Below are 23229 nucleotides of genomic sequence, written 5' to 3' on the forward strand. Positions count from 1 at the left end.
CGCTCGTTTGCGCAGCTCAGAAGGGTAGGAGGAGGGGCGTGCCATGACTCAATCCTTTCACGGAATAGAGTCTCTACCGAACCCGGAACGGTTCAAGGAACGGATGGCCCGACCGACTGCCCTCAGTTCCCACTGCAGCCACTGTGTCGCGTGAATCATTGAATCCCTGCCGGTCGACGCCTGCGTTGCCTGCCGCTGCCGTGGAGTCGTCGTTCCCTTTGTTCGGCGGGAAATGCAGGCGTTCGACACAAAATGCCGACGTTTGCACGGGCGTGTTCCTCCTGTGCGTCATCCCAAACGTGGGACGGCGCCGCTCCGCGACCACCGTGGCCGCGGAGCTGGATCTTCAGGAGGGAACTCGGCCCTCGGCGTGCCGGGGCTGGTTGGCCTCGCGGCAGGAGGGGTTGGTACAGGGGGCGTCAGCGTAGAGCGGGACGTAAACGCCCATCTTCTGAACCGCTGGACCGTCGCCGGCAGCGGCTGCTTGCAGGACGGGCAGAGGCTCCCGGGCCGGGACGCTGCAGGGGTATGGGGCACGGTCTGCTAGCGGTGCTGTGACCGCCTAGTACTGCACCCGGCAACTGGGAAGGCGACCTCGTGATGGGAACACGCCCTTCGGCGGTCGCCACCCTCGTTGAGCGCACCAGCCGCTACACCGCCATTGTCGCGTGCTCTACCCGGAGAACGTGCGCGGTGCCACCCCCCGCTCGACGGACCTGGAGAATTTGGTCGTGGATGCGGGGATCCCCCTCATGTACATGCCTGGGCAGCAGAGGGTACGTGCCCTGCTGGATGTGGCCGGATCCTAGGCAAAGTTGTCCCGGTCGACGCTGCCAGCTCAAGATCATCGTGTAGAGAATCGACCTCATCCGTGCCACATCTGGGTAATGGCTGCCCGAACCGAATGAGGAGAACCATGGCTCTGGAAATGCGCGAGCGCTGTGAACGATGCGAAAGCACGATACTGCCGCCGGACTCGTCCGCCCGCATCTGCTCGTACGAGTGCACATTCTGCGTGCCCTGCAGCAGTGTCATGCAGGACACATGTCCCAACTGCGGCGGCGAACTCGTGGCGCGCCCCCGCCGCGCGCCAACCCCTGCCACACCTTAGCCCGGATCCACCGATCGGTGATGTTGTTGTGGGCTGCGGTTCGGTGGGGTTGGCCGACGTTGTGTTGTGCGGGACGAGGGCGTGCGGGACCTGCCGGTCTGCCGGCCTCTCCGGGTTCCTGGGTCGTAGGGACAGGGGCAGTGGAGTCAGCCGTGTCGTGGCAGTGCGGTGATGGCCGTGAGGGCGCGCGTGAACGCGTCGGCCCAGGGCCAGTGGGTGGGAAGTCGCAGCCGTAGCCGTCGGGCTGTGTGGACGAGGCGGCCCGGGACGGTGAACAGGGTGCGCTGGAGGGTGGCGGCGGTGGCCCGAGTCAGGTCGTGGCCGGCGAGGATGCCGACCGCGCGGCCGAGGTTGTGAGCCATGGCTGCCAGTGCGAGCCAGGCCGCGTTCGCGGTGAAACGCCCTGACGGAAGGTGGGCCAGCCCGGCGGATTTCAACTCGGCGATGGTCTGCTCGACCACAGCGTGTCGGCGGTGATCGGCCTCGATCTCGAGGAGATCGCCGGTGCGGTCCGTGACGAATGCATGGTGGTCGTAGGTGGTGAACAGGGCCAGCTGGGAGCCGGGGGTGGGACGGACCCGGCGCACGATCAGCCGCACGATGGCCGGTGTCTTGGTGTGCGCGAAGCAGGTGTAGGTGGTCTCGGCGACGTCCGCGCCGGAGACTTCCGGGGTGGACAGCCAGTACGGGATCGGCGTCCATGCGTCGTCGGGGATGGCGGCGATGGCGGCCTTGATCTTGGGGTCCTGGCGGACGGTGATCGAGAAGCGCACGTCCAGTTTGCGGGCGGTCAGCAGCACGGTCTGGGAGTAGAACGCGGAGTCCGCCCGGACGGTCAGCTGCCCGGATGCTCCCGCGTGGCGGGTGCGGCTGACGGTTTCGGTCAGGAAGGACTTGGCGCCGCGGGCCGCACCAGCACTCCCGCCGCGGAGGCGGGAGAAGAGGACCTGCCCGCTCTGGGCCAAGGTGGCCAGTTGCGGGTGGTAGCCGCGGGTCTTGGTATAGCCGAACGCTGCACCCTGCTTGGCCCGTCCGTAGACCGGAACGATGGTGGAGTCCAGGTCGATGGTCAAAGGGCCGGCCAGGTCAGCGGGCCCGCCGCCTGCGGCCCACAGGCGCTTGAGGAACTCGCGGGAGACCGCATCGAGCTGGCGGATGTTGTGCCAGCGGAACGACCTCAGCCAGGTGCCCACGGTGGAGGGGGCGCGGGTGGCGTTGAAGATTTCACCGGTCGCACCTGCCCGCAGCAGGGCGGTGTCGTCGATCGAGTCGCCCCCGCCCAGCACCGACCCGATGACCGTCAGCGCCTTCGCTCCGCCGTGTGCTCCGTGGGACTGCAAGTGCACGCGGCTCTCGACCAGTTCTGCCAGGCCGGTCCGCTGGGCGAGAAGAGCCGGGGCCAGCAACCCGGCGCACGGCACGAGGTTCGGCTCGTCGAAACTCACCGGAACCCGGCCCAGTTCATGAGAAGCTCGCACTCGTCAGATGCCCTCTCGACGCGGAACGATTCGGTCTCAGCAACCGGAATCATCCCAAGTCAGAGGGCATCTGTCCGTTCAAATCCACGATCCGCCAGCACCAAGAAGCGGTGGATCCGGGCTTAGAGACTGTCTTCAGTTGCGATCAGCAGGCTCGCAGGAGGCTGCCGATCCAGTTGAGTTGTCGATCCAGTCGTCGGCGCCACCCAGCAGCTCGGTCAGGACGAGTCCATCGTCATCGGCCTCTGCGGACCAGCGGTCGTAGGTCGCCTCCCACAGCGGGGCCAGTTGGGCAGCCCAACGCAGTCGGTAATGGTGGGTGAAGGTTGCCTCGCCGGGATGCTCGATGGTGAGTCGTTGGCCGAGCAGGGCTCGGCTGTGCCGCACCACGGCATCGGGCTGCAAGGCGATCCGCTGGTCGCCGATGGTGAGTACCCGGCGGCGGTCGCTGTCCTGCCAAAGCTCCGCAGGCAGGCTGCCGAGCTGTCCGGACCAGAGGAGCGTTCCCTGCGGTCCGGCCGGTTCGATTCCCACCGGAACCACTCCGTTCACCTGGAGAGACTGGGCATGAGGCGGTGCCCCGTTGAGGCCAGCCACGTGAACACGGTGCACCTTCCCGGCCTCGACCACAAATTCAATTGTCGAGCGGCATGAGCCGCTCCAAGCATCGAAGCACGTTCTCGTATTCCTCATGGCCGGTAGCGACCACAGCAGCCCGGATGTAAGGGAACGCGTCGCCCGACAGCCCTTCGCCGTACTCCTAGCGGTCCAACCTGTACGGTGCCCAGCAGAGTTGCTCGGCCAATCCACCTTCGTCGAACATGGGGCCCTTCATCAGGCGGGCTGTCAGGGCAGCGGCGAGCCCATCGCCTTCGGGGTCGGCAGTTGTTGGCGGTCTGCACTCTTTGGTGAGCTGGCAGAAGCGTCCTCGTTCGTGTTGGAAGCATGGCGGAACGGTGTGACATGCCGGGGCTCCGTCCTCCCGGCGGCTGGGCTCAAGGCCGAACATTTCCTCGGAATGGCCACAGCCCTCATCGGCTACCGCGACAGGCCGCCAGCCAGGACTCCATTCCATCGGACCACTTATCGTGTGGCACGTACCGGGATGTGTGGGTGCGCGTTCACAGCCTGCCGGACTCAAAGCGGTATGCCCTGCTGGACGGACTGTTCGCGGGTACGGACGTATACGTGATCCGTGCGGTGTGGACGACCGAGCCTGACGTCCCTGCACACTCGGGCAATTGCCAGACCTCGCCGGTAGTGGACCACCCGACCCGGAGTCCCGCACCTACTGCCACCTGGTTGCCGTCCGCAGGCCATGGCGGCGCGGGTGCATCGATGACCTGCTGCGTGCTGTCGCGGACGACGAGGTCGCAGACGTCCTCACCACCTACGTCCGAAGGGAGCGTATCCACCGTCCCTACGACGGTGGTGCCGACGTCTTCCTACCGACTCCCGCAGAACGGGTCCTGCGTGCCTTGCTGCTGACGTCCGGTCAGGCGACCAGTCGACGGAAGCAGATGCACACCGCGGCTATTCCGGCAAAGGCGAGGAAGTGCCCTGACTGGCGTTCGTAGCGTCGATGCAGGCGTGAGGGAGCTGGAGCTGGGTCCGACCTCGCGTGAGGGTGCCGGGCACTCGCGGACAGGCGTTGCACGCGGGCCCGGCGTGGCGGACGGCGGTATGTGTCATTGAGTCTCGTGTGTCATGGAGTCCTTTCGGGCGGTGCGGTTCACAGATAGGGCTTGGTGATCATTTCGATGGCGTGGCCGGCGGGGTCTGTGAAGTAGACGCCGCGGCCGCCGTGCTCGGTGTTGGTCTCGCCGGGGCGCGTCAACTGGGGATCGGCCCAGTGCTCGATGCCACCTGTCTGGAGCCGGGTGTAGGCCCGGTCGAAAAGGTCGTCGTCGACCAGGAACGCGTAGTGGTGCATCTGGATCTGGTCGACGCCGGGCAGCTCGGCGAATTGCAGAAGGACCCCTTCGTCGAGCTGAATGTTGGTGAACGGGCCCCACGACGGCGCCTCGGGGAGTTCGAACAGCTCGCGGAAGAAGCGGGCCGACTCATCGCGGTTCTTGGCGGGGATGATCGTGTGGTTGAACGTTACGGGCAAGGCCGTCTCCTGGGGTTAGGGCAACGGTTGGGGGGTGATGCGGGCGAGGGCACCGGTTTCCAGCGCCGTCCACAGTGCGCCGTCCGGGCCGAGGGTGATGCCGTGCGGCTCCGAGCCGGATGTGGGCAGGTCGTGCACCTCGATCACGCCGTCGGCGGTGATGGAGCCCACGCGGTTGCCGCCCCACTCCGTGAACCACAGGGCGCCGTTGGTGCCCGGGGTGATGGCGTGCGGTCGGCCGGCGCGGTCGGGCAGCGGGAACTCTCTGATCTCGCCTTCGGTGGTGATGCGGCCGATGTGGCCGGCAGTGATCGCGACGTACCAGATGGCGTCGTCGGGGCCGAGTGTGATGCCGACCGGTGCGGCTGCCGCGGTGGGCAGCGGGTGGACGGTGATCGTGCCGTCGGTGCCGATTCGGCCGATCGCGTTGGCCTGGTTCATGGTGAACCACATCCCGCCGTCCGGGCCTGCGGTGATCGCGGAGGGAAACGCGCCGACAGTCGGGAGCGGGAATTCGGTGACCTCACCGTTGGTCGTGATGCGGCCGATGTGGTCGGTGGTGGTCTCGGTGAACCACAGCGCCCCGTCGGGTCCGGCCGCGATGCCGAACGGCCCGCATTCCGGGGTGGGCAACGGGAACTCCGCAACGGCGCCGTCGGTGGTGATCCGGCCGATGCGGTGTGCCTGGTATTCGGTGAACCACAAGGCGCCGTCCGGCCCGGTGGTGATGATCGTCGGCCCGCAGTCCGGGTAGAGCTGGTGGTTCTCCGGTTCGTTGCCGGGCACGAGCCGCCCGATCTGGCCACTGTGGACCAGCGTGTACCACAGCGCGCCGTCCGGGCCGGTGGTGATCGCGTACGGGCCGCTGCCGGCCACGGGGAGTTCCTCGATCGGCACGTGTGTCATGTGGTCCCCAGCCCGTGGTGGGTGGCGATGCGGGCGATGTCGGCCGGGGTGCCGGTCATGATGGTGCGAACGTGTTCGGTGACCAGCTCGGCCGGCCAGTCCCACCAGGCGGCATGCAGGAGCAGGTCGATATCGGCGGCCTCGAACCGTTGCCGGATCGGGCGGGCTGGGTTGCCGCCGACGATCGTGTACGGCGGTACGTCCGCAGTGATGACCGCGCCTGCGGCGATGATGGCGCCGTCGCCGATGCGTACGCCGGGCAGGACGGCGGACTGGTGGCCGAACCAGACGTCATTGCCTACCACGGTGTCGCCCCGGCTGGGCATCCCGGTGACGACGTCGAGTGTGCGCTCGGCCCAGGTGCCACCGAACATCGTGAAGGGGAAGGTCGAGACGCCCATGGTGGGATGCTCGGCACCGGCCATCAGGAAGCGCGTACCCGTGGCGATCGCGCAGAACTTGCCGATGACCAGGCGCTCGGGGCCGTAGGCGTACAGGACGTTGCGGTGCTCGAATTCGGTCGCCCCTTCGGGATCGTCGTAGTACGTGAACTCGCCCACCTGGATGCGTGAATCGGTGACCAGGGGCTTCAACAGCACCTCGTTCGTGTTCAGGCAGCGGGTGGATGACGGAGGCGTCGGGTGTCATAAGTGTGGCTCCTTTCGGTGCGGGCCCTCAGGCCGACTGCGGCGTCGCCCACTCGACGAACTGGATGACGACGCCGTTGGGGTCGGTCACCTGGAACAGCCGCTCTCCCCAGGGCTCTTCACGCAACGGCATCGTGAGGGGGACGCCCTCCGACCGGAGCCGGTCGTGCTCGGCGTTGAGATCATCGACCGTGAAGGCGACGATCAGGCCGGCCGCGGTCTGGTCACGGAACCCTTCGGGCAGCACCTCAGCGCAGCGCCTCAGCAAGACGACGGCCACCGCCGCGTCGTCCCGCTCCAGCGAGGCGAATCCGTCGGCCGCCATCACCTCCTTGTAGCCGAGATGCGTGGTGAAGAAGGCGCACGAAGCCGTGACGTCCTCGACGGTGAGCGAGAGGGTGGACGTGGTGATCTTTGCCGGTGAAGTCATGGACGCAACGATTTTCGTTGCCCACGGTGTGATCAATGGCGAATACCGGAACGAGCGATAACCCCGCGCTTATGGACCGCCGGGCGCTCCCCTGGGCACGTCCTCGTCGAGCACGTCCTGGGCCGTCTGGACGAAGGCGCGGGTGAGGGCTGTCTCGCCTGCCGTTCGCCAGACCAGGGCCCATTCTCCGAGGGCGGCGTCCTCAATGGGCAGGAAGACGAGCTCCGGCCATCGGTAGTAGTGCGCGGCCTCGGCCTGGACCGGTGTGACGAACTCTCCGGCCGCGACGGCTGCCAGCCCTTCCTGCCAGGTGGCCACCTGCGGACCACGCCTGATCAGGCGCCCACCCGGGGTATGGGTGGGGACGAGGGCCTCGTACCAGTACTCCGGCACCGGACCTGACGGCATGAGCACCGTGCAGTCACCCAGCTCCTCCATACACACCGACGTTCGCCGGGCGAGCGGATGGGACGCGCCCACCAAGAGCACAAGTGGTCGGGCGCGCAGCACCGGCCCCACCGTCAGGTCGGGCTCGTGTACGGGGAGCCAGATGAGGGCGAGATCGACGTCACCGGACCTCAGTTGCCTGAAGGGATCGCCTATCTGTATCTCCCGGAAGCGCAGTTCGCATCCGGGGTGGCGCGCCCTGAACCGACCGGTGACATCGGTGATGTCATGGGCGAGCGCCCCCATCGTGCCGAGCGTGAGAGTGCCCTGGCTGCCGCGGGCCGCCGTGGCCGCAGATTCGAGGCCGTCGCGGATGCGTGTGTAGCCCACTTCGAGGTCGTCGCGCAGACGGGCACCGATCGGTGTGAGGACCACCCGTCTGCTGGTGCGCTCGAACAGGGTGGCGCCGATACGGCGTTCCTGCTTGGCGATGGCCTGGCTCACCCGTGCCTGTGAGATGTGCAACCGCTCGGCGGTGCGGCCGAAGTGCAGCTCCTCGGCCAGAGCCAGAAATATCTCGATGTCCCGCAGCTCCACCCTGCCGCCCCCGGTTCGCCACAGTTGACGCGACATCATAAATGCATCGGCGTCCCCGTGGGGATGACGCTCGCACCATCCATCGACGGTTGACCCTGACCTCGCGGCCCAGAACCGGACCTCGCCATCGCACTGAACAGCTCTGGCTACCCGAGCGCTGCTGCCTTGGTGCTCGGCTCAGGGCTGCCGCACCTTCGCGGAAGCGGGGCCGGCGGAGGTCTGCCTCAACCCCCTTCCAGGTTGTCCGGGCGATCATGGGAGGTCGGGCGTTCGAGGGGGCTCAGCAGATAACCGCGTCACCCTTCTGCGGCGGCACGACTCCTGCCCTGGCGTGCTGGTGTGCCACGATGGCCGCCAAGAGGCGGGATGCACTACGTGGGGCTGGGGGCGCTCATCGCGTTTGCTCTGTTGTAGCGATAAGTGGTGCGGCTGAGCTTCTCACTGAGCTCTTTCAGGGTTGCCGCTCCAGGGTGAGGACGGCGGCGGAGATTGACGACATTCGACTCGGGCTGCACCGGGCCCTGCAAAAGATCCGCCACGACTTGAGTCGTGCGACGCCGCACTCAACCGGTGCCCGTGCCGCGGACAACACGCGGTTGACAGTTTGCTGGGTGGGGGTGAGCTCACGGCCCGGTGGGGGTCTGAGGGGTGTCGCCACCCACAGTCCGGCTCCCAGGTAGGCGCGGTCGGCGAGGATCGGAACGCCCTGGCGTTCGCAGATCCGGATGATCCGGTGGGTGCGGGCTGCGGTCAGGTCGTGCGCACGGCCGGGCAGTGCGGGCGAAATCCACAGCAGCCGCCCGGCCGGATCGGTCACCACCTGCACGTTCACCCCGTGTCGTCTGTGCTTGTGGGAGTAGTCGGCCCGGCTGTCGCCGCCCCGGTCGCACTCCGCCGGGGTACCGTCGAGCAGAACGTAGTCGGGATCGGCTTCGCGTAGGGCGCGCAGCAGGCCGGGCGCGCGGTCAGCGAGCAGGCCGATGACGGCTGCGGTGTAGGCGTGTGCGGTGCCGATGGAGATGCCGAAGCCGGCCGCGAGCTGGGCGAGGGTCTCGTGCCGACGCAGGTACACCAGGGCGACCAGGGCACGCTGGTGCGGCGGGAGCTTGCAGCGGCGGTCACCCTCGCGCGTGACGATGAGCATGGTGACCCACTCGACCAGGGCATGGGGCAGGTCGAGTGCGGCAGGATAGAAGACCAACGAGGCCCCTGCGCCAGCGAGTTGAGACTTCGAACACCTCCTTCAACGGCACGGGATCCTCGTGCGTTGCGGACACCGACCCCCTCACCGGTCACCCGACGAAATGCGCGGGTACTGGGTGACGAAAGGGCGGCGCGCGGACCCTAAGGGGCTTGAGCGGCGTGGACAGCTTCGAGCCGGCCGTCCGTACGGCGCAGTCGGAGGTGCGGTCGGCTGCCCGAGATGGTCGGCTGGGCCTGACTCTGCAAGCTTGCGCGCAAGGGAGCCCAGCGTGGCAATTATCGCGATCTTCGACCAACCCGGCATGACCCAGGCCCAGTACGAACAGGTCTCCAACAAGGTGAACCGCGACCGCGGTCTGGTCAAGAAGCCCGCGGACTGGCCCGTACCCGGCCTCATCTCGCACACCTCCGCCCCCACTCCCGATGGCTGGTACGTCGCCGACGTCTGGGAATCCGAGGAGGCGTTCCGCCGGTTCAGTGAAGTCGTCCTGCCGCTGTTGCGGGAGGCCGGTGCTCCGGAGGTGGAACCGAAGATCTACCCGGTCTTCAACCTGGTGACCCCGTAGCCGTCAGTCTTCTGGTTGACGACGAGCTGAGGCATGACCCAGAGCCCCCGGCTGAGGGGGTGCCACGGCGCCCCCCTCAGCCCCGTCCTCAGGGAATGCTGTGACTCGACAAGGGGCTCGCCACTGGAGCGATCCACAGAACCACAGGTCAACGCGATTTCGTCGGTAGCCCTCACCCGACCAGACGCCACGCTCAGAGAGGTCACAGACAGCTGGCATGTAGACAATCTGTGATCAGCGGGCGGGCACCACCCGGTCAATAAGAAGAAGGCGATAGACGTGTCAGGGCTTCCCCTGGGGCCCAATCAGGTAGGTGTGAGCCGACCAACCCGGTGTGGCTGCGGCTGCCTGGCTGGCTGGCTTCCGGTTACGTTCGCGGGGGCTAAGGGAGGCTGTGATGACTGATCACCCGAATATCACTGTGTTTCAACGGGCCATGGCCGCCTTCACGGCTGGCGACCTGGAGGCGCTGGCGGAGGTATTCCACCCCGAGGTGGTGTGGCATAACCCCGGCCAGGGCCCACTGGCGGGTGACTTCCGTGGTCGTGAGGCCGCGTTCGCTCTGTTCCAACAGGAATTTCAGATGTCCGGGGGCACGTACCGTCCGCAACTCCACGATGTGCTCGCTAACGACAAGCACACGGTCGCCCTGCTCCACGCCACGGCCTCGCGTGAAGGCAAGGAGCTCGACATGGACTACGCGATCGTCTTCCACATCCGAGACGGCAGGATCACTGAGGGCTGGGACCTGTGGTCCGATCAGGAGGCCTATGACGAGTTCTGGTCGTAGCGAGGTAAGCCGACACTCAACTTCTGTGACGAGTGACGCTCCGTTATGACTCGATATCGAAAGAGAGCGATGGCGGGTGGCAGCGGGGCAAGTACGGATCTGCGAACGTCAGGGCATCCCGGCTTGCCGACCGCGCCTACCCCGGGGGCAGGGCCGTGGGTGACGACACCCCTCAGACGCCCATCCGGCCGCGGGTTGCCGCCGCCAGCAAACGGTCAACCGCGCACTCTCGGTGGCACGGGTACCGGTGGAGCGGGGCGTGGCCCGTTGAAGCCCTGACACATCTTCCGCAGTGCCCGGTGCAGCCTGAATCGAATGTCGTCAATCGCCGCGATCGTCCTCACCCTGGAGCGGCAACGCTGAAGGAGCTCACTGGATGGATCCATCCCTGGGAGCGAGCCCGGGTCCTGCGTCCTGTGCCTTGTGAGCTCGGTCAGGTGCTGACGGGGAGCGGTCTCTGCTGTTTTCAGTGTCTTCCCCTTCACCCCGTCAGGGGACGTGCTCCTTTCACTCGTGAATCCTCCTCCCCTAAAGGTGAGGGAGGCGTCACGTGCGATACCGCACAGGGTGCCGTGCCGTCCAACTACCGGCAACCAGCCTTTCGTCATGCGCCGCAGTGACGCGCCGGATCTACGACGATTGATTTCCAGCGTTCGGCGGCTGCTCGTTGCATCCGAGTCACGTACTCGAGCTGATCAGGCGTCGTCTCTGGGAACGCCCGCACTCTGCGGCGCATGGAGGACTTTCTGGTCAGCAACCATCGTGCTGTGCAAGAGGAGTTGTACGAGTTCGCGGTACCGCATCTGCAGTCCGGACGGCTCGCTCTGGACGAGACGGTGGTGGACGGATTCGAGAGCATTGGGGGCGCCCTCCTGGGAATGCTGCGCGGTGAGAACACCGGAAAGATCATCGTGCGAGACCGCACGCAAGCCCGTCCGTAACCCGCGTAGCCGACCTCACGCACGTTGGCCCCTGACAGGATTGGAATGCGCCTAGCCCGACGATCTGTCCGCTCAACAGCTCCGCCGCGAGTGGTGGGCAACTGTGTCTGCGCTCCCTGTAGGCACCCGCAACACGGGTCAGGTCGTCGCCTGAGACGTCCACGGATGATGAGGGAGTCAGGTGGGCTGGGAAGGTGGTCCAGCCCTCGGACAACTGCACCGTCCGCTTGATGGTGCTCCGCGGCGGTGGCGCGGCGGCAGCCCGACCGCGCGTGCTCAACGCCTTGCATCAGCTAGGTGCCGGCGTCGAAGGTATCGAGCGATTCGGCATGGTATCGCTCGACATCCCGCCGGAGGCGGAGCGCATCCGCGGCGACCCGCTCGGCCTCATCCTGTCCGTCTGGGTCACGCCTGCCCAGCCTGCATCCCAGCTGGCCCCCGAGCCCGAGCAGCAGGGCCGTGACCACCCTCATCACAGCGCCGGCCAGCAGCCCCTCCCGGCTCCATCGTGCAGGTTGGCCAGGGTCTTGCTCCCGCGCCTCGAGCGAGGGAGCGTCGAGCCCGTAGGCCCCGGTCAAAGTCGCGTAGGGCGCCGCGTCGTCACTACGAAGTTCCATGCCCATCCAACGCACCAGCCCGGGCATGGGCAATCGCCGGCACCTGGCGTGGGCGCAGAGAGCAACGGCGACTGGGCACCTGTCGGCGGCGGCATCGGACGGGTGCAACGCCATCACGATGTGCCGTACGTGCAGTGCACCAATGCGTCCGTCCTTGCCGAGCTCACGACCATCTTCCCGATCTACAGGTCCGTACCGGCGTTGCCCTCGTCGTTCGAAGCGTCTCGCCGTTTGGTCTCGCGCTTGGCGGGAGAACCCTTCTCGTGCCCCTCCAACAGCTCCAGGAGCGCTGCGTCTGCCTTTTTCTGGTCTTCCTTCGTCAGTTCGACAGGGACGTTGTTGTAGACGGTGTACCGGTCGGGATAGACGATGTTGGTGGTCCTCAAGGTGAACGTCAGAAGCGAGCGCCACCCCTTGCGGTGGCCAACCCTCACTTGGATTCGGACCTTGTAGTCACGGGCCTCCGGAACCAACCCAGAAAACGGTGCCTCGAACTCGATGAAGAGTTGTTGCGCTTCTCTGCCGGCCACAACGAATCCGGTCGGCAACTTCGTTTCCTCGTCCGGCCCGGGTTGGAGACGGGACGGTGAAGACTTCCACAGGAGTGGCAGACGAGAGGCCGGCTCATCGGGGAAGCTCAGCCTGAGGTCGTGCACGACTATCGGCTTGGCACCGGTGTTGTGAAAGACGAGCGGAAACCGCAGGCGAAACAGGGAGCCGCGGCAAATCGCTGCAAAGAAATGAGGCTCCCATGTCTCCAGGCGTCCCTGTCTGGCGTTGATCCACCAGAATGAGGCAACGGTGAAGACCAATGCGCTGACCGACACAATGCTCGCAGCAGAAAGCGATGAGGACGCATTCTGATCAGCAGCCGCCAGAAGCGTAAGCATAAGTTCAGTGTGCCAGCCTCAGGGTGGGCACGCTAAAACGTCGCCCATGGGGCGACGGCAGCTGGTCAGGGCGGTCTCGGCCTGCAACTGCACGTTTGCTGCCATCGCAGCTGGAGCCTGGTTCCGGGCAAAAGAACCTCAGCCTTCGGCGAGGAGGTGCCTCAGCAGCGCGTCCGAGTCGATGCGCTCGGACTCGGATCCTCTGGGCACGAGTGCCTCCGTCTCGTGCAAGAACCTCTTGATGTCCTGCGCCGTAGCTTCGAGCAACGCCGCACCGTCTGGCGGCTTGAGGACGATGTACACAGCACCGCGGTCGCGCTCGCCAGCCGGCCATACCTGAACGTCTCCCTCGCCGACCGGGCCTTTCAGGCCATCGATCAGCAGATCGCGTCCGATGATCCATTCCACCGCCTCGTCGCTTCCGTCCGCCGTGAACGCGACACGAACGGCATAAGGATCACTGGGCTCGTACCGCAGCCTCATGCACATGGACAGGGACATCTCCTGCGAGACGACAAGCTGTACAGGCAGACCCTGTATCACGGTTCTCATTGACTTCATGGATTCGCTCCTGGTGCCTCGAGCCATACGGGACGGCTGCGGCGGGACCGGTGGCGGACGGCACGAGAGGGCTCACAGGAGCTACATCTCGTGCCGTCGCCAGGTGTCCGACCGGTCGGCAGGAGCTGACGAAGCCACCGCTGACGGCCGGGGGCATCACAGGGATGCAGGCAACCTCGGTTGCCGGACGAGAGCCGCGTTCGTGTCAGCGGCCATTGCCCTGCCGGTCGTGGTTGGAGTGGCTCCCGCCGTCGCGGTCCCCACCATGACCGCCCCACGAGGAGCTGGTGCCCTGGTCCCGGCTGTGGCCGTCATCACGGTCCCAGCCGTGCTCACCGCCACGGCCCGAACGACGGTCGTCGCCCCGGTCCCAGCCGTGCTCACCGCCACGGCCCGAACGACGGTCGTCGCCCCGGTCCCAGCCGTGCTCACCGCCACGGCCCGAACGACGGTCGTCGCCCCGGTCCCAGCCGTGCTCACCGCCACGGCCCGAGCCACGGTCGTCGGCCTCGACACTGACAGACGTGCGCTGGGCATGCCCAAACGTCGACGTTGCAGCCGACGCGGCACCCCCGGCACCGACAACGGCTCCGCCTGCCACGGCCACGGAGGCGATGGCGACCCACACACGCTTCTTGAAGTTACTCACGGGTTTTCTCCTTCGGATGAGAGAGCAATCCGCCGACGCGACGGTGCTCCTGTCACTGGTGTTTTCGTGGGGCGCTGCGCGGATGCAACGGCGTTTGCCGTTCTCTGCGGCTCGGTTGGCTCTGTATCGCGTCACCGGGCGCGAGAGTCTGCTGTTCCAGCAAGGCCCAGGTTCCATACGCTGTACGGAACCACTCTTAGAGTTAACCATACGACGTATGGAAATGCTAGGGGGAAGTTCCGTCATACCAGGGGGCACGCCACGTTCGGCGGCGGGTGCGACGTCGTGGTCGGCGAAGCGCAGCAGGGTGAAGCCGTAGTGGAAGAGGGCGAACAGGGCGCGGCCGTCCCGCAGCAGCACCTCGGTGGCCGCGCGTCCGGCCGAGGTCCGGCCGAGTCTTCGGCGGGCGTGGCCCCGAGCCACCGTTCGCTGTGCACGGGGTCCGGTAGGCGCTTCCCCCACACGACCCTGTGTGGGGCTACGGGCAGTTGACAGGGCCACGGACCGCCGCTCCCGTTCGTAGGCACGCAGGAGGCCGGGAGTTCCCCAGCCCTGGAGCACTTCACGGCGAGCCGCGGCGCCGAGGTCGCACGGCGTCGCCGGCGCCGGCAGCCACCGGTGGGGCATCCATGGACGGCGTCGCCGGCGAGCCAGATCCGGCTGCGGCCGCAGGAGCCGGCGACGGCGAGTCTCGGTGCCCGTACGTCGGCGACCAGCCTCGCCCCGGCTCTGCTCGCACTGAAGCCTTGGCGCGGAGAACGGGCCCGAGGATCCGGGAGCGCCGCGCTGAGTGAGTGCTGACGATCGCGAAACCCGGCCGGTGCTCGCGTGACCGAACTTCCGGTGGCGCGGCCGCCGTGTGGTTGCGGCATCCCCGACAGGGCCGTACGGGCACCGAAGAGACGGCACCGGACGGCAACGAGAAATCCCTGACCTCGGTGCCGGCTTCGCCGCCCGCTGCGAAGCCGACACCGAGGCCGGGTGCTTCAGGCCATGACGGTGCCGGCCCAGGCGCCGCTGGTGGCCTCGCAGACCTTCATGGGGTTCCACGGCTCTCGGAACAGGACCGGCCGGCGGTCGCGGAACCGCATCTTGTTCATGTAGATCTGTGTGTAGGTGTTGCCGCCGGGGGTCAGGGCGTCGCCCTGGTCTCGTCGAAGACGGTGTCCGGGTCGCCCTCGACGACGCAGGAGCGTGCGTATGTCGCGCATCTTCAGCCCCGTGAACTGGGCAAGCAGCTGCCGCAGACAAGGGAACGGCGATGCCTTGCCCCCGAACGGTCCGGCATGCCGAGCGAGGGGCGTACGGGAACGCGAGCGCGACGTCGTCCACGAAGGGCTCGGAGACTGCCTCGGAGCCGGTGCCGGCCAGTGGCCGACGGCATCCGCGTCGGCGCGGTCGAGAAAGAGGCTGCAGAACACGGTGACTCCTCCCCGTCATAAATGACGGGGCTTCCCGTTACGCCGGGTTGGCGTTGCAGCGGACCAGCCCGGCCCGGTTCAAAATGTTGATCGCTCCGACAGTGTCGGCGTGGGCGAGGTGGCCGCAGGCGCCGCAGTGGAACTTGTCCTGTGTGGGCCGGTTCTCCTTCGCGGTGTGCCCGCATTCGGGGCAGGTGCGGGAGGTGTTGCGGGGGTCCACGGCGATGATCTTCCGTCCGGCGCTTGCAGCCTTGGCGGTGAGGATCGTGAGGAACACCCCCCATCCGGCATCAGCGATGCTGCGGTTGAGTCCGGCTTTGGCGGCGGCCCCATTGGGCAGGAACGCGCCCAGCATCTCGGGGTCGGGTTTCGGTGCGGGGGCCTTGCTCATGTTGCGGATCTTGAGGCTTTCGTGCGCGATGACGTCATACGTGCGGACCAGGGTGAGCGCGGTCTTGTGGGCGTGGTCGAGTCGTTGGCGGCGGACCTTGCCGTGCAGGGCGGCGACCTTGACGACAGCGGAACGGTGCGCTTTGGTCCGCTTGTCGCGGCGTACTCGCCCGAACTTCGCGAGGTTCTGCTGTGCGGCGGCCAGCCGGTCGGCAGCACGGCGGCCGTGACGCGGGGTGGGCACGAACTCGCCGTGGGAATCGGCGAGGAAGTTCGCTATGCCCAGGTCGATACCGACCACACTGCCGGTCGGCGGCAACGGTTCGGGCTGGTCTCGTTCGGCGGTCAGCACGACGAACCACTTCCGGCCCTCGCGCTTGACGCTGACGGTCTTGACCTTGCCGACCACCGGCCGGTGCTGGTGAGACCTTGACGTGCCCGACGCCCTGGAGCCGGACACGGGTCGCCGGGTTTTCGGGGGTCGGGTTCCAGCGGCAGCCGTCGCCGTTCTTCGGGAAGTCCACCGTGTCGAACCAGTTCACCCCGCGAAACCGGGGATAGCCCGACGCCTGCCCGACCTTGACCCTGCGGAAGAACGCCTGCATCGCCTTGTCCAGACGGCGCAGCGTCGCCTGCTGGGACGAGAACGACCACCGGCCCTGACGCTCAGGATCGAACGCCCGGATCCCCTTGAGCTGCCCGGACTGCTGCCCGTACGTGACCGAAGTCTTCGACACGTGCTGGTAGGCGTCACGGCGTTCCTGCAACGCCCCCGTTGCAGAGGGAGCAGTGATCGCGGATCATCTCACCCAGCGCGACCTCCTGGCGGCGGGTGGGCCGCATCAGAAACTTGTACGCACGCATCATGACAGCCCACCCCCTTCGTTGGAGTTCGCTTGATCGGCGATCAGGCGGCGGCAGTGCCGTCAGGCCCAGGCGACGGCGTCCTCGACGGGTACACGGGGCAGCCTCGGGAACCACGGGTCGGCACCGGGGTGACCGATGTTGACCACCAGATGCGAACGCCAGCTGGTACCGGCGAAGAACTCCTCGTCCACGCCGGCCCGGTCGAAGCCCGCCATGGGACCGGCCGCCAGCCCCGCTCCGCGCACCGCGAGCAGGAAGACCCCGGTCTGCAGTGCCGAGTTGTAGGCCGCGAGGCTCTCGCGCTTCTCCGTCTGGCCGACGAATGCCGCTCGCAGCATCTCGCCGCGGGCCGGGAAGACGGTCGGCATCTGCTCGTGGAAGTCGACGTCGTAAGCCAGGACCGCCACGGCCGGCGCACTGAGCGTCTTGGCCCTGTTTCCCTCGTCGAGATGCCGGACCAGTCGCTCCTTGCCCTCGTGGGTGCGCACGAAGAGCACACGCAGAGGCTGACCGTTGGCGGCGCTCGGCGACCAGCGGGCGAGTTCCCAGATCATGGCGAGTTCGTCGTCGGCAACGGCCACCTCGGCGAAGGTGTTCGCGGTGCGGGCCTCGGTGAACAGCACCTTTCGTCCGGCGTCGTCGAGGACATCGAGGGCCTGCGGTTCGCGCTCGGTCATGCTCATGGTTTCTCTCTTACTTCGCTTGTGCGGATGGTGTGGTGCCGGGGCGGGTTGACCGCCCCAGCACCACACGGTGGGGACGGGGTGTGCGGAGCCGGGCGGGGCACAAGGACCCGGTGCTGCCACGTGGGCCTGTGGTTCCCTGGCCGACATCATGTGTGGTGTGCTGGCCGCTTGTTCCGCTCCGCGCCCAGGCGGGCGAAGTAGGCGATCAGGGCGGGGTTGTCGACCGCCGCGGGGTTCAGGACCTCCTCGGCGGGGGCGCCCTGGAGCAGGCGCTTGACGGGGACCTCGAGCTTCTTGCCGGTCTTCGTGTGCGGGAGGGCCGGTACGGCGAGGATCTCGTCGGGGACGTGGCGGGGTGAGGCGCCGGCGCGGATCGCGTCGCGGATCCGGTCGCGCAGGGCGTCGTCGAGGGTGACGCCGGGCGCGGGGACGACGAACAGCGGCATCCAGTAGCCGCCGCCGGGTTCCTCCGCGCCGATGACGAGGGCCTCGGTGATTTCGGGGAGGTGTTCGACGATGTCGTGGATGTCGGCACTGCCCAGGCGTACGCCGTTGCGGTTGAGGGTGGCGTCGGAGCGGCCGTGGACGATCACCGAGCCGTGGGAGGTGAGGGTGATCCAGTCGCCGTGCCGCCACACGCCGGGATAGGCGCCGAAGTAGGCGTCGCGGTAGCGGCTGCCGTCGGGGTCGTTCCAGAAGTACAGCGGCATCGACGGCATGGGCCGGGTGACGACCAGTTCGCCTACCTGATCGAGGACGGGGGTGCCCGTGGCGTCGTAGGCGGCCAGCGCCACGCCCAGGCCGGGGGCGGACAGCTCCCCCGCCCAGACGGGGGTCGTGGAGGCGCTGCCGGCGAAGCCGGAGACGACGTCCGTGCCACCGCTGGTGGAGGCCAGCTGGACGCCGGCCCCCACATGGTCACGGACCCAGGGGTAGGCGGAGGCGGGCAGAGCGGAGCCGGTGCAGCCGACGACGCGGACGGCCGACAGGTCGTGCACGGCAGGTTCGATGCCCAGCTTGGCCATGGCCAGCAGGTACTGAGGACTGGTGCCGAAGACGGTGACCCTGTGACGGGCCGCCAGCTCCCACATGACGTCCGGACGCGCAAGCGGCGCCGGGCTGCCGTCATACGTACAGGTGGTCGCGCCGGTCAGCAGGGTGGAGACGACCAGGTTCCACATCATCCAGTGGGTGGTGGTGTACCACAGCAGGCGGTCCCCGGCGCCCAGATCACTCTGCAGGCCGAGCATCTTGAGGTGTTCGAGCAGGACCCCGCCGTGCCCGTGGACGATGCCCTTGGGCAGGCCGGTGGTGCCGGAGGAGAAGACGACCCACAAAGGGTGGTCGAACGGCACCGGGACGATGGTGAGGTACTCGGTGCGGGTGGCCGCGTCCTCCCAGGGAACCGTCAGCCCCGAGTCCCCCACCTCGGGCCAGGCAAGCCCCAGGTGGTCCACGAGCACCGTGGCCTTCAGCGTCGGCAGGGCGGCGGCCAGTTCGAGCGAGGCGGCACGGCGGTCGTGCGCGGTGCCGTTGAAGCGGTAGCCGTCCGCCGTGATGAGCACCGTCGGTTCGAGCTGGGCGAAGCGGTCGGCGGCGGCCTTGGGTACGTAGTCCTGGCCGCACACCGACCACACCGCCCCCAGGCTGACGGTGGCGAGGAAGGCGATGACGGCGTGGGGGGTGTTGGGCAGGTAACCCACCACCCGGTCGCCCTGTCCGACGCCCAGGTCGCGCAGGGTGGCTGCGACGGAGGCGACCCGGGCACGCAGCTGCTGGCCCGTGATCTCGTAACCGGCTCCGGTCTCGTCCAGCGCGGTGATCGCGGGAGCGTCCGGCTGCAGGTTGCGCAGCGCGTGGTGGGCGTAGTTGAGGGTGGCGCCGGGGAACCAGCGGGCGCCGGGCATGGTCTCCTCGGCCAGCACCCGCTCGTACGGTGTCGCCGCCTCGATGCCGAAGTACTCCCAGACAGCGCCCCAGAACCCTTCCAGGTCGGTGACGGACCAGCGGTACAGGGCTTGGTAGTCGGTGGGGTCGCAAACGCCGTCGGCGCCCTGGTGCAGGGCCGCCCATCGGGCGAAGTCCGCGATGCGGCTGCGGGTGGCCGTCTCCGGGCCGGGGGTGAAGAAGGGCTGCGGATACGGCGTGGGGTGCGGGGTGCTCATGGTGTGGTGCTCCTCGGCAGAGGGACGTGCCGGACATCGGCGGGACGGCGGGCCGTGTGCAGCAGGGGGGCCCAGGCGGCGGTGTCCGTGAAGTCGCCGGTGCCGGCGGGGACGGTGTCCATCACGACGCGGTCGGGGCGCAGCAGGACGGCGTCGGCCCGGCCGCGTGCCAGCCAGGCGGCCAGGGTGCCGTCGTCGCCCAGATCGTCGACGCGGACGGTGCGTGCGCCCAGTGCCGTGGCCACGGCCGTCATCTGCGCAGTGGGCGGCACAGCGGTCAGGACGGCGAAGGAGTCCCCGAGGACGTCGTCGAGGCGCACTCGCCTGCCGTCGTGCAGCACCCAGGGCTGCGGGCAGAAGGTGCCGGCCAGCACGCGGCCGGTCAGCCTGGGGCGGCGCCGTACCAGCGGGCCGGCGGTCAGGGCGGGGCTGAGGTCACGGCTCACCGCCGCGGTCACGCCGGGAAGACGGCAGGCCGCGCCCACGACAGCCCGGCGGACCGCCGCGCCGCGGTCCTGTCCGCCGGTCATGGCCCAGCCGACGGCGACCGCGAGGCGGATCACGTGGCGGGCGTGTGGCTTGCGCTCACGTTCGTAGGTGTCCAGCAGCCCCTCGTCCGCGCCCTGTTGGAGGACGCGAGCAAGTTTCCAGGTGAGGTTGCGGGCGTCGCGCATGCCTGCGCAAAGACCCTGCCCGATGAAGGGCGGGGTGAGGTGGGCAGCATCGCCCAGCAGGAAGACGCGTCCCTGGCGCCACCGGTCGGCGAGGCGGGCGCGGAAGGTGTACTGCGCCTGCCGGATCACCTCGAAGTCGTCGCCCAGGGAGGGATCGGACGGCAGGTCCGCCCAGGGGGCGACCAGCTCGCGCAGGCGCTCCCATCCGTCCGGGCCGTCCAGGGGCTGATCGTCGGGCAGCCGGAACTCCCAGCGGTAGCGGTCGTCGCCGACGCGCATGAACGTGGCAGGCCGGGTGGGGCAGCAGATCTGCTCGGCGCCTTCCCAGGTGCGCACCCGGCGGCTGGTGCGCACGTCGATGACCCGCCAGCTCTCCTGAAAGTGCAGGTCCTCCCAGGCGGCGCCGATGGCGTCGCGGGTGATGCTGCCCGCGCCGTCGCAGCCGAGGACGGCATCGGCCCACAGGTGCTCCTCCTCGTCGCTGCCGTCGCGGCGGAAGGTGACCCGGACCGGACCAGCCGAATCGTCGGGTCCGTTGGTGTCCTGGGTGACGGACACGACCTCCACCCCGCCCCGCAGCTCGCACTCGGGGCGGTTCGCCAGGGCGTCGCGCAGCAGGCGTTCCAGCTCGGGCTGGTCGAACATGCTGGTCTGCGGGAAGCCGTGACGTCCGTGCGGGGACCGCGCGAACTCGGCGATCACGCGGTGCCGGGCGTCCAGCAGCCGCAGCCCGCGTGCCGGGCGGGCGAGGGCGGCGAACTCCTCGTGGACGCCCACACTCTGCAGGATCCGGCGGATCTCGTCGTCCACGACGACCGCGCGCGGCAAGGGGTAGACGTCCTGGTGGCGTTCCATGACGACGCTGTGCACTCCGCGCCGGGCGAGCAGGAGGGCGGCCGTGACCCCGACGGGTCCCGCACCGATGATCACCACCGGTGTCCGGGATGCGGCACTCATGGGGCACCCGTCACAGAGGTCCGCTGCTCGCCGAGGTCGATCCGCCCGTCCCCGGTGGCGATCGTGGCGGTGATGAGGTCACCGTCCCGCAGGTAAAGGGGGTTCTTGGCCTGGCTCTTGAAGAACGCCTTCCACCTCACCGCGGGCGGCAGCAGCGCACTGATCTTCGCGATCGGCTTGGGCGGGGCCTTCAGGGCCGTGCCGCCGGGAGTACCGGTCAGCAGCAGGTCGCCCGGGTCGAGGGTCTGGAAACGGGCCAGCACGGTCAGCGCCTCGGCCGGGCGGACGATCATGTCGGCGAGCGTGCGGTCCTGGCGCGGTACGCCGTTGACCGACAGCCGCAGCCGCAGGTTGAGCAGGTGGGCGAAGTCCTCCGGTTCCAGCAGGGCCAGGTACGGCCCCGTCGGCGTGAAGGTCGGATAGGACTTGCTCTCGTAGAACTGGGTCTTGGTCAGCTGGACGTCGCGGGCGCTGACGTCGTTGGTCAGGACAAGGCCGGCGACGTAGCGCGGCAGGTCCTGCTCCTCGACGACGGTGCCCACGGGCAGGGCCGCGCCCATGACGAGGCCGAGTTCCACCTCGTAATCGAGGAACTTCACGTGCGCGGGGCGGACGATCTTCTCGTGCGGTCCGCTGACCGAGCCGGACGCCTTGCGGAAGAAGGTGGCCGGGATGTCGCCGGAGAAGCCCGAATCCTTGGCGTGACTGCGGTAGTTGACCATCTGGGCGACCACCCGGCAGGGGGTGGTGACCGGAGGCAGCGCCACCAGGTCGGCGACGGGCGTGCCGCTCCCGGCGGAGGCGGCGGCCTCGCGGACCGCGTCCCGGTCGGCGAGCAGCTCGGCGGTGGTGACCGCCTTGGTCTCGACGCGGACGGCGCGCTCGTCCCGGACGACCCACCAGCCGTCGGTGGTGCGCAGAACGTTGGTACTCATGAGCTCATCGCTTTCATCAGGCCCAGCAGGCGTGCGGGGTCGAGTTCGTTGTCGCCGCGCAGGGCCGTCATGACCTCGCGCAGCTTGGCGGGGGACGGGCTGGTGCCCAGGAAGTCGCGGGTGACCGGCGGGCCCCACTGGGCCAGGCCGCTCGCCGACATCGGCGCCCAGCCGGGCTCCAGGTCGCAGGAGAAGAGGTCGCCGTCGGCGAAGTGCTCCAGCATGAAGTGGTCGGGGTCGCGCCAGTAGTCGAACAGCTGGCTGCCCTGGATGTGCCGGCCGATCCCCCAACTGCGCTTGTAGCCGCGCTCGGCCAGGTACTCCCCGCCGGCGCCGATCGCGTCGAGGTCGGTGACCTGGTAGGCGGAGTGGGCGTAGCCGGTTCCGGGTCCCAGGTGCAGGGCCAGCGTGTGGTGATCCACAGCCGAGCTGCCCTGGTCGCACCGGATGAACGCCATCGTCGGCCCGCGCCCGCGCTGCCCGTCCAGGAACAGGAAGTCGGACACGATCATCCCGAGGGTGTCCAGGTACCAGTCCAGGGTGCGGGCGAACACGGGTGTCTCCAGCACCACATGGCCCAGCCGCTGGATACGGGACGGCTCACGGGGCGGGCGCTGGGTGGCGTTCGTTCGACGGTGATCGGTACCGAAGTTGAGGACCAGCGGGCGCTGCTCTGGCAGCGCGGGCAGCTGCTCGGCGCAGTGCACGACCCGCACCGGCAGGCCCGAGGGATCGAGCAGCGCGACCGACTGCCCACCGCCCGGCACGCCGATGTCCCGGACGGTACTGCCGGTGGTGCGGGCCAGCCGGTCCAGGTCGGCCCGTTCGGCCGCGCGGAACGCCGGGCCGATGAAGCGGGACGCAGGCCCCATGCGGATCACCATGCACGGCGAGCCGGCGAACGTGCCCCGCAGCCACAGCTCGTGCTCGGTGCGGGCGGCGACCGCGAAACCGAAGTCACGCGCGAAGACCTCGGCCCTGTCCAGGTCCGGCTTCTCGAACTCCAGCCAGGCCAGATCAGCCACCTTGATCACGGGATTCCGGGAACGTCCGGGGTGCTCTCCACGCAGGGCGCCCTGCTCACTGTGGAGGTCTTGGTGGGGCGTTTGGGGAGCGGCCCTGTTAACGGGGGTGTGGGACATGGTGTCCTCCAAGCAACACTGCTGTAATGAGGGAATCATCAACTTTGGCGTTACTCATCGTCAATAGGGTGGAGTCAAATAATTGATGATCTCATCACTTATGGCA

At 68.1% G+C, this 23229-nt stretch carries 21 protein-coding genes and 5 pseudogenes; 7 read left to right on the forward strand and 19 right to left on the reverse strand.

Annotation, left to right across the window (positions count from 1 at the left end):
• Nucleotides 1-916 precede the first annotated feature (916 nt).
• Nucleotides 917-1111 carry a DUF1272 domain-containing protein gene (locus AC067Z_RS34330; protein WP_478793557.1) on the forward strand — a complete coding sequence of 65 codons (195 nt, stop codon included), beginning with the start codon at nucleotides 917-919 and terminating at the stop codon, nucleotides 1109-1111.
• Nucleotides 1112-1257: 146 nt separating this feature from the next.
• Here the strand turns inward: AC067Z_RS34330 and AC067Z_RS34335 are convergent, their stop codons facing one another.
• Nucleotides 1258-2556: an IS1380 family transposase gene (locus tag AC067Z_RS34335; protein WP_478793558.1), complete on the reverse strand. Its 1299-nt coding sequence runs from the start codon at nucleotides 2554-2556 to the stop codon at nucleotides 1258-1260.
• 168 nt (nucleotides 2557-2724) lie between these two features.
• Nucleotides 2725-3123, reverse strand: coding sequence for a hypothetical protein (locus tag AC067Z_RS34340; protein ID WP_478793559.1), 399 nt, complete (start codon nucleotides 3121-3123; stop codon nucleotides 2725-2727).
• Nucleotides 3124-3830: 707 nt separating this feature from the next.
• Between AC067Z_RS34340 and AC067Z_RS34345 the strand changes: the two genes are divergently transcribed.
• Nucleotides 3831-4166, forward strand: coding sequence for a DUF3885 domain-containing protein (locus AC067Z_RS34345; RefSeq protein ID WP_478793560.1), 336 nt, complete (start codon nucleotides 3831-3833; stop codon nucleotides 4164-4166).
• 155 nt (nucleotides 4167-4321) lie between these two features.
• Here AC067Z_RS34345 and AC067Z_RS34350 read toward each other — a convergent pair whose 3' ends face one another.
• The 6 genes and pseudogenes from AC067Z_RS34350 to AC067Z_RS34375 all read right to left on the reverse strand — a co-directional run bounded on the left by AC067Z_RS34350 (nucleotide 4322) and on the right by AC067Z_RS34375 (nucleotide 8870).
• Nucleotides 4322-4702, reverse strand: a complete 381-nt coding sequence (locus AC067Z_RS34350; protein ID WP_478793561.1) for a VOC family protein — start codon at nucleotides 4700-4702, stop codon at nucleotides 4322-4324.
• Nucleotides 4703-4717: 15 nt separating this feature from the next.
• A complete protein-coding gene (locus AC067Z_RS34355; RefSeq protein WP_478793562.1) occupies nucleotides 4718-5608 on the reverse strand; it encodes a Vgb family protein in 891 nt (296 codons plus the stop codon).
• A pseudogene (locus tag AC067Z_RS34360) lies at nucleotides 5605-6256 on the reverse strand (CatB-related O-acetyltransferase). The gene AC067Z_RS34355 and the pseudogene AC067Z_RS34360 overlap by 4 nt, the downstream one beginning before the upstream one ends.
• 27 nt (nucleotides 6257-6283) lie before the next feature.
• On the reverse strand, nucleotides 6284-6685 hold the full coding sequence (locus AC067Z_RS34365) for a VOC family protein (RefSeq protein WP_478793563.1): 402 nt from the start codon (nucleotides 6683-6685) through the stop codon (nucleotides 6284-6286).
• Between the two features lie 69 nt (nucleotides 6686-6754).
• On the reverse strand, nucleotides 6755-7669 hold the full coding sequence (locus AC067Z_RS34370; protein WP_478793603.1) for a LysR family transcriptional regulator: 915 nt from the start codon (nucleotides 7667-7669) through the stop codon (nucleotides 6755-6757).
• A gap of 451 nt (nucleotides 7670-8120) precedes the next feature.
• Entirely contained in the window at nucleotides 8121-8870 is a 750-nt protein-coding gene (locus AC067Z_RS34375) for a transposase (protein WP_478793564.1), read from the reverse strand.
• Nucleotides 8871-9141: 271 nt separating this feature from the next.
• On the opposite strand from AC067Z_RS34375, the gene AC067Z_RS34380 reads away from it, so the two are divergent.
• The 5 genes and pseudogenes from AC067Z_RS34380 to AC067Z_RS34400 form a co-directional block, all read left to right on the forward strand.
• Nucleotides 9142-9438 carry a hypothetical protein gene (locus AC067Z_RS34380; protein ID WP_307177488.1) on the forward strand — a complete coding sequence of 99 codons (297 nt, stop codon included), beginning with the start codon at nucleotides 9142-9144 and terminating at the stop codon, nucleotides 9436-9438.
• A gap of 397 nt (nucleotides 9439-9835) precedes the next feature.
• On the forward strand, nucleotides 9836-10228 hold the full coding sequence (locus tag AC067Z_RS34385) for a nuclear transport factor 2 family protein (RefSeq protein WP_478793565.1): 393 nt from the start codon (nucleotides 9836-9838) through the stop codon (nucleotides 10226-10228).
• Between the two features lie 91 nt (nucleotides 10229-10319).
• A pseudogene (locus AC067Z_RS34390) lies at nucleotides 10320-10591 on the forward strand (transposase family protein); the annotation flags it as partial.
• A gap of 368 nt (nucleotides 10592-10959) precedes the next feature.
• Nucleotides 10960-11169: pseudogene (locus tag AC067Z_RS34395) on the forward strand (NADP-dependent oxidoreductase); the annotation flags it as partial.
• A gap of 194 nt (nucleotides 11170-11363) precedes the next feature.
• Nucleotides 11364-11468, forward strand: a pseudogene (locus AC067Z_RS34400) (DUF4265 domain-containing protein); the annotation flags it as partial.
• Here the strand turns inward: AC067Z_RS34400 and AC067Z_RS34405 are convergent.
• The 11 genes and pseudogenes from AC067Z_RS34405 to AC067Z_RS34455 form a co-directional block, all read right to left on the reverse strand.
• On the reverse strand, nucleotides 11463-11792 hold the full coding sequence (locus tag AC067Z_RS34405; protein ID WP_478793605.1) for a hypothetical protein: 330 nt from the start codon (nucleotides 11790-11792) through the stop codon (nucleotides 11463-11465). The pseudogene AC067Z_RS34400 and the gene AC067Z_RS34405 sit on opposite strands and share 6 nt — an antisense overlap.
• A gap of 176 nt (nucleotides 11793-11968) precedes the next feature.
• Complete coding sequence (locus AC067Z_RS34410; protein ID WP_478793606.1) at nucleotides 11969-12676, reverse strand: hypothetical protein; 708 nt, start codon at nucleotides 12674-12676, stop codon at nucleotides 11969-11971.
• Nucleotides 12677-12814: 138 nt separating this feature from the next.
• Nucleotides 12815-13237 carry an SsgA family sporulation/cell division regulator gene (locus AC067Z_RS34415; RefSeq protein ID WP_478793566.1) on the reverse strand — a complete coding sequence of 141 codons (423 nt, stop codon included), beginning with the start codon at nucleotides 13235-13237 and terminating at the stop codon, nucleotides 12815-12817.
• A gap of 205 nt (nucleotides 13238-13442) precedes the next feature.
• The gene (locus tag AC067Z_RS34420) at nucleotides 13443-13886 is read right to left on the reverse strand and encodes a hypothetical protein (protein WP_478793567.1); all 444 of its coding nucleotides are present in this window, start codon (nucleotides 13884-13886) and stop codon (nucleotides 13443-13445) included.
• Nucleotides 13887-14872: 986 nt separating this feature from the next.
• On the reverse strand, nucleotides 14873-15097 hold the full coding sequence (locus AC067Z_RS34425; RefSeq protein WP_478793568.1) for a hypothetical protein: 225 nt from the start codon (nucleotides 15095-15097) through the stop codon (nucleotides 14873-14875).
• Between the two features lie 247 nt (nucleotides 15098-15344).
• Nucleotides 15345-16564 (reverse strand): annotated as a pseudogene (locus tag AC067Z_RS34430) (RNA-guided endonuclease InsQ/TnpB family protein).
• Nucleotides 16565-16623: 59 nt separating this feature from the next.
• Nucleotides 16624-17247 carry a malonic semialdehyde reductase gene (locus AC067Z_RS34435; protein WP_478793569.1) on the reverse strand — a complete coding sequence of 208 codons (624 nt, stop codon included), beginning with the start codon at nucleotides 17245-17247 and terminating at the stop codon, nucleotides 16624-16626.
• Nucleotides 17248-17396: 149 nt separating this feature from the next.
• Nucleotides 17397-19415: an acetoacetate--CoA ligase gene (locus AC067Z_RS34440; protein WP_478793570.1), complete on the reverse strand. Its 2019-nt coding sequence runs from the start codon at nucleotides 19413-19415 to the stop codon at nucleotides 17397-17399.
• Nucleotides 19412-21046, reverse strand: a complete 1635-nt coding sequence (mhpA, locus tag AC067Z_RS34445; protein ID WP_478793571.1) for a bifunctional 3-(3-hydroxy-phenyl)propionate/3-hydroxycinnamic acid hydroxylase MhpA — start codon at nucleotides 21044-21046, stop codon at nucleotides 19412-19414. Before mhpA ends, AC067Z_RS34440 begins: the two co-directional genes overlap by 4 nt.
• Entirely contained in the window at nucleotides 21043-21981 is a 939-nt protein-coding gene (locus AC067Z_RS34450) for a fumarylacetoacetate hydrolase family protein (protein WP_478793572.1), read from the reverse strand. The genes mhpA and AC067Z_RS34450 overlap by 4 nt, the downstream gene beginning before the upstream one ends.
• Nucleotides 21978-23123 carry a VOC family protein gene (locus AC067Z_RS34455; protein ID WP_478793573.1) on the reverse strand — a complete coding sequence of 382 codons (1146 nt, stop codon included), beginning with the start codon at nucleotides 23121-23123 and terminating at the stop codon, nucleotides 21978-21980. Before AC067Z_RS34455 ends, AC067Z_RS34450 begins: the two co-directional genes overlap by 4 nt.
• Nucleotides 23124-23229: the final 106 nt, after the last annotated feature.

The organism is Streptomyces sp. NPDC043812, assembly GCF_056436245.1.

What these genes read in the sequence shown, in the direction of transcription:
- AC067Z_RS34330 (WP_478793557.1), top strand. Translation starts at nt 917, where the DNA reads ATGGCTCTGGAAATGCGCGAGCGCTGTGAACGATGCGAAAGCACGATA.
- AC067Z_RS34355 (WP_478793562.1), bottom strand. Translation starts at nt 5,608, where the DNA reads ATGACACACGTGCCGATCGAGGAACTCCCCGTGGCCGGCAGCGGCCCG.
- AC067Z_RS34365 (WP_478793563.1), bottom strand. Translation starts at nt 6,685, where the DNA reads ATGACTTCACCGGCAAAGATCACCACGTCCACCCTCTCGCTCACCGTC.
- AC067Z_RS34385 (WP_478793565.1), top strand. Translation starts at nt 9,836, where the DNA reads ATGACTGATCACCCGAATATCACTGTGTTTCAACGGGCCATGGCCGCC.
- AC067Z_RS34405 (WP_478793605.1), bottom strand. Translation starts at nt 11,792, where the DNA reads ATGGGCATGGAACTTCGTAGTGACGACGCGGCGCCCTACGCGACTTTG.
- AC067Z_RS34410 (WP_478793606.1), bottom strand. Translation starts at nt 12,676, where the DNA reads ATGCTTACGCTTCTGGCGGCTGCTGATCAGAATGCGTCCTCATCGCTT.
- AC067Z_RS34415 (WP_478793566.1), bottom strand. Translation starts at nt 13,237, where the DNA reads ATGAAGTCAATGAGAACCGTGATACAGGGTCTGCCTGTACAGCTTGTC.
- AC067Z_RS34425 (WP_478793568.1), bottom strand. Translation starts at nt 15,097, where the DNA reads ATGCGCGACATACGCACGCTCCTGCGTCGTCGAGGGCGACCCGGACAC.
- AC067Z_RS34435 (WP_478793569.1), bottom strand. Translation starts at nt 17,247, where the DNA reads ATGAGCATGACCGAGCGCGAACCGCAGGCCCTCGATGTCCTCGACGAC.
- AC067Z_RS34440 (WP_478793570.1), bottom strand. Translation starts at nt 19,415, where the DNA reads ATGAGCACCCCGCACCCCACGCCGTATCCGCAGCCCTTCTTCACCCCC.
- mhpA (WP_478793571.1), bottom strand. Translation starts at nt 21,046, where the DNA reads ATGAGTGCCGCATCCCGGACACCGGTGGTGATCATCGGTGCGGGACCC.
- AC067Z_RS34450 (WP_478793572.1), bottom strand. Translation starts at nt 21,981, where the DNA reads ATGAGTACCAACGTTCTGCGCACCACCGACGGCTGGTGGGTCGTCCGG.
- AC067Z_RS34455 (WP_478793573.1), bottom strand. Translation starts at nt 23,123, where the DNA reads ATGTCCCACACCCCCGTTAACAGGGCCGCTCCCCAAACGCCCCACCAA.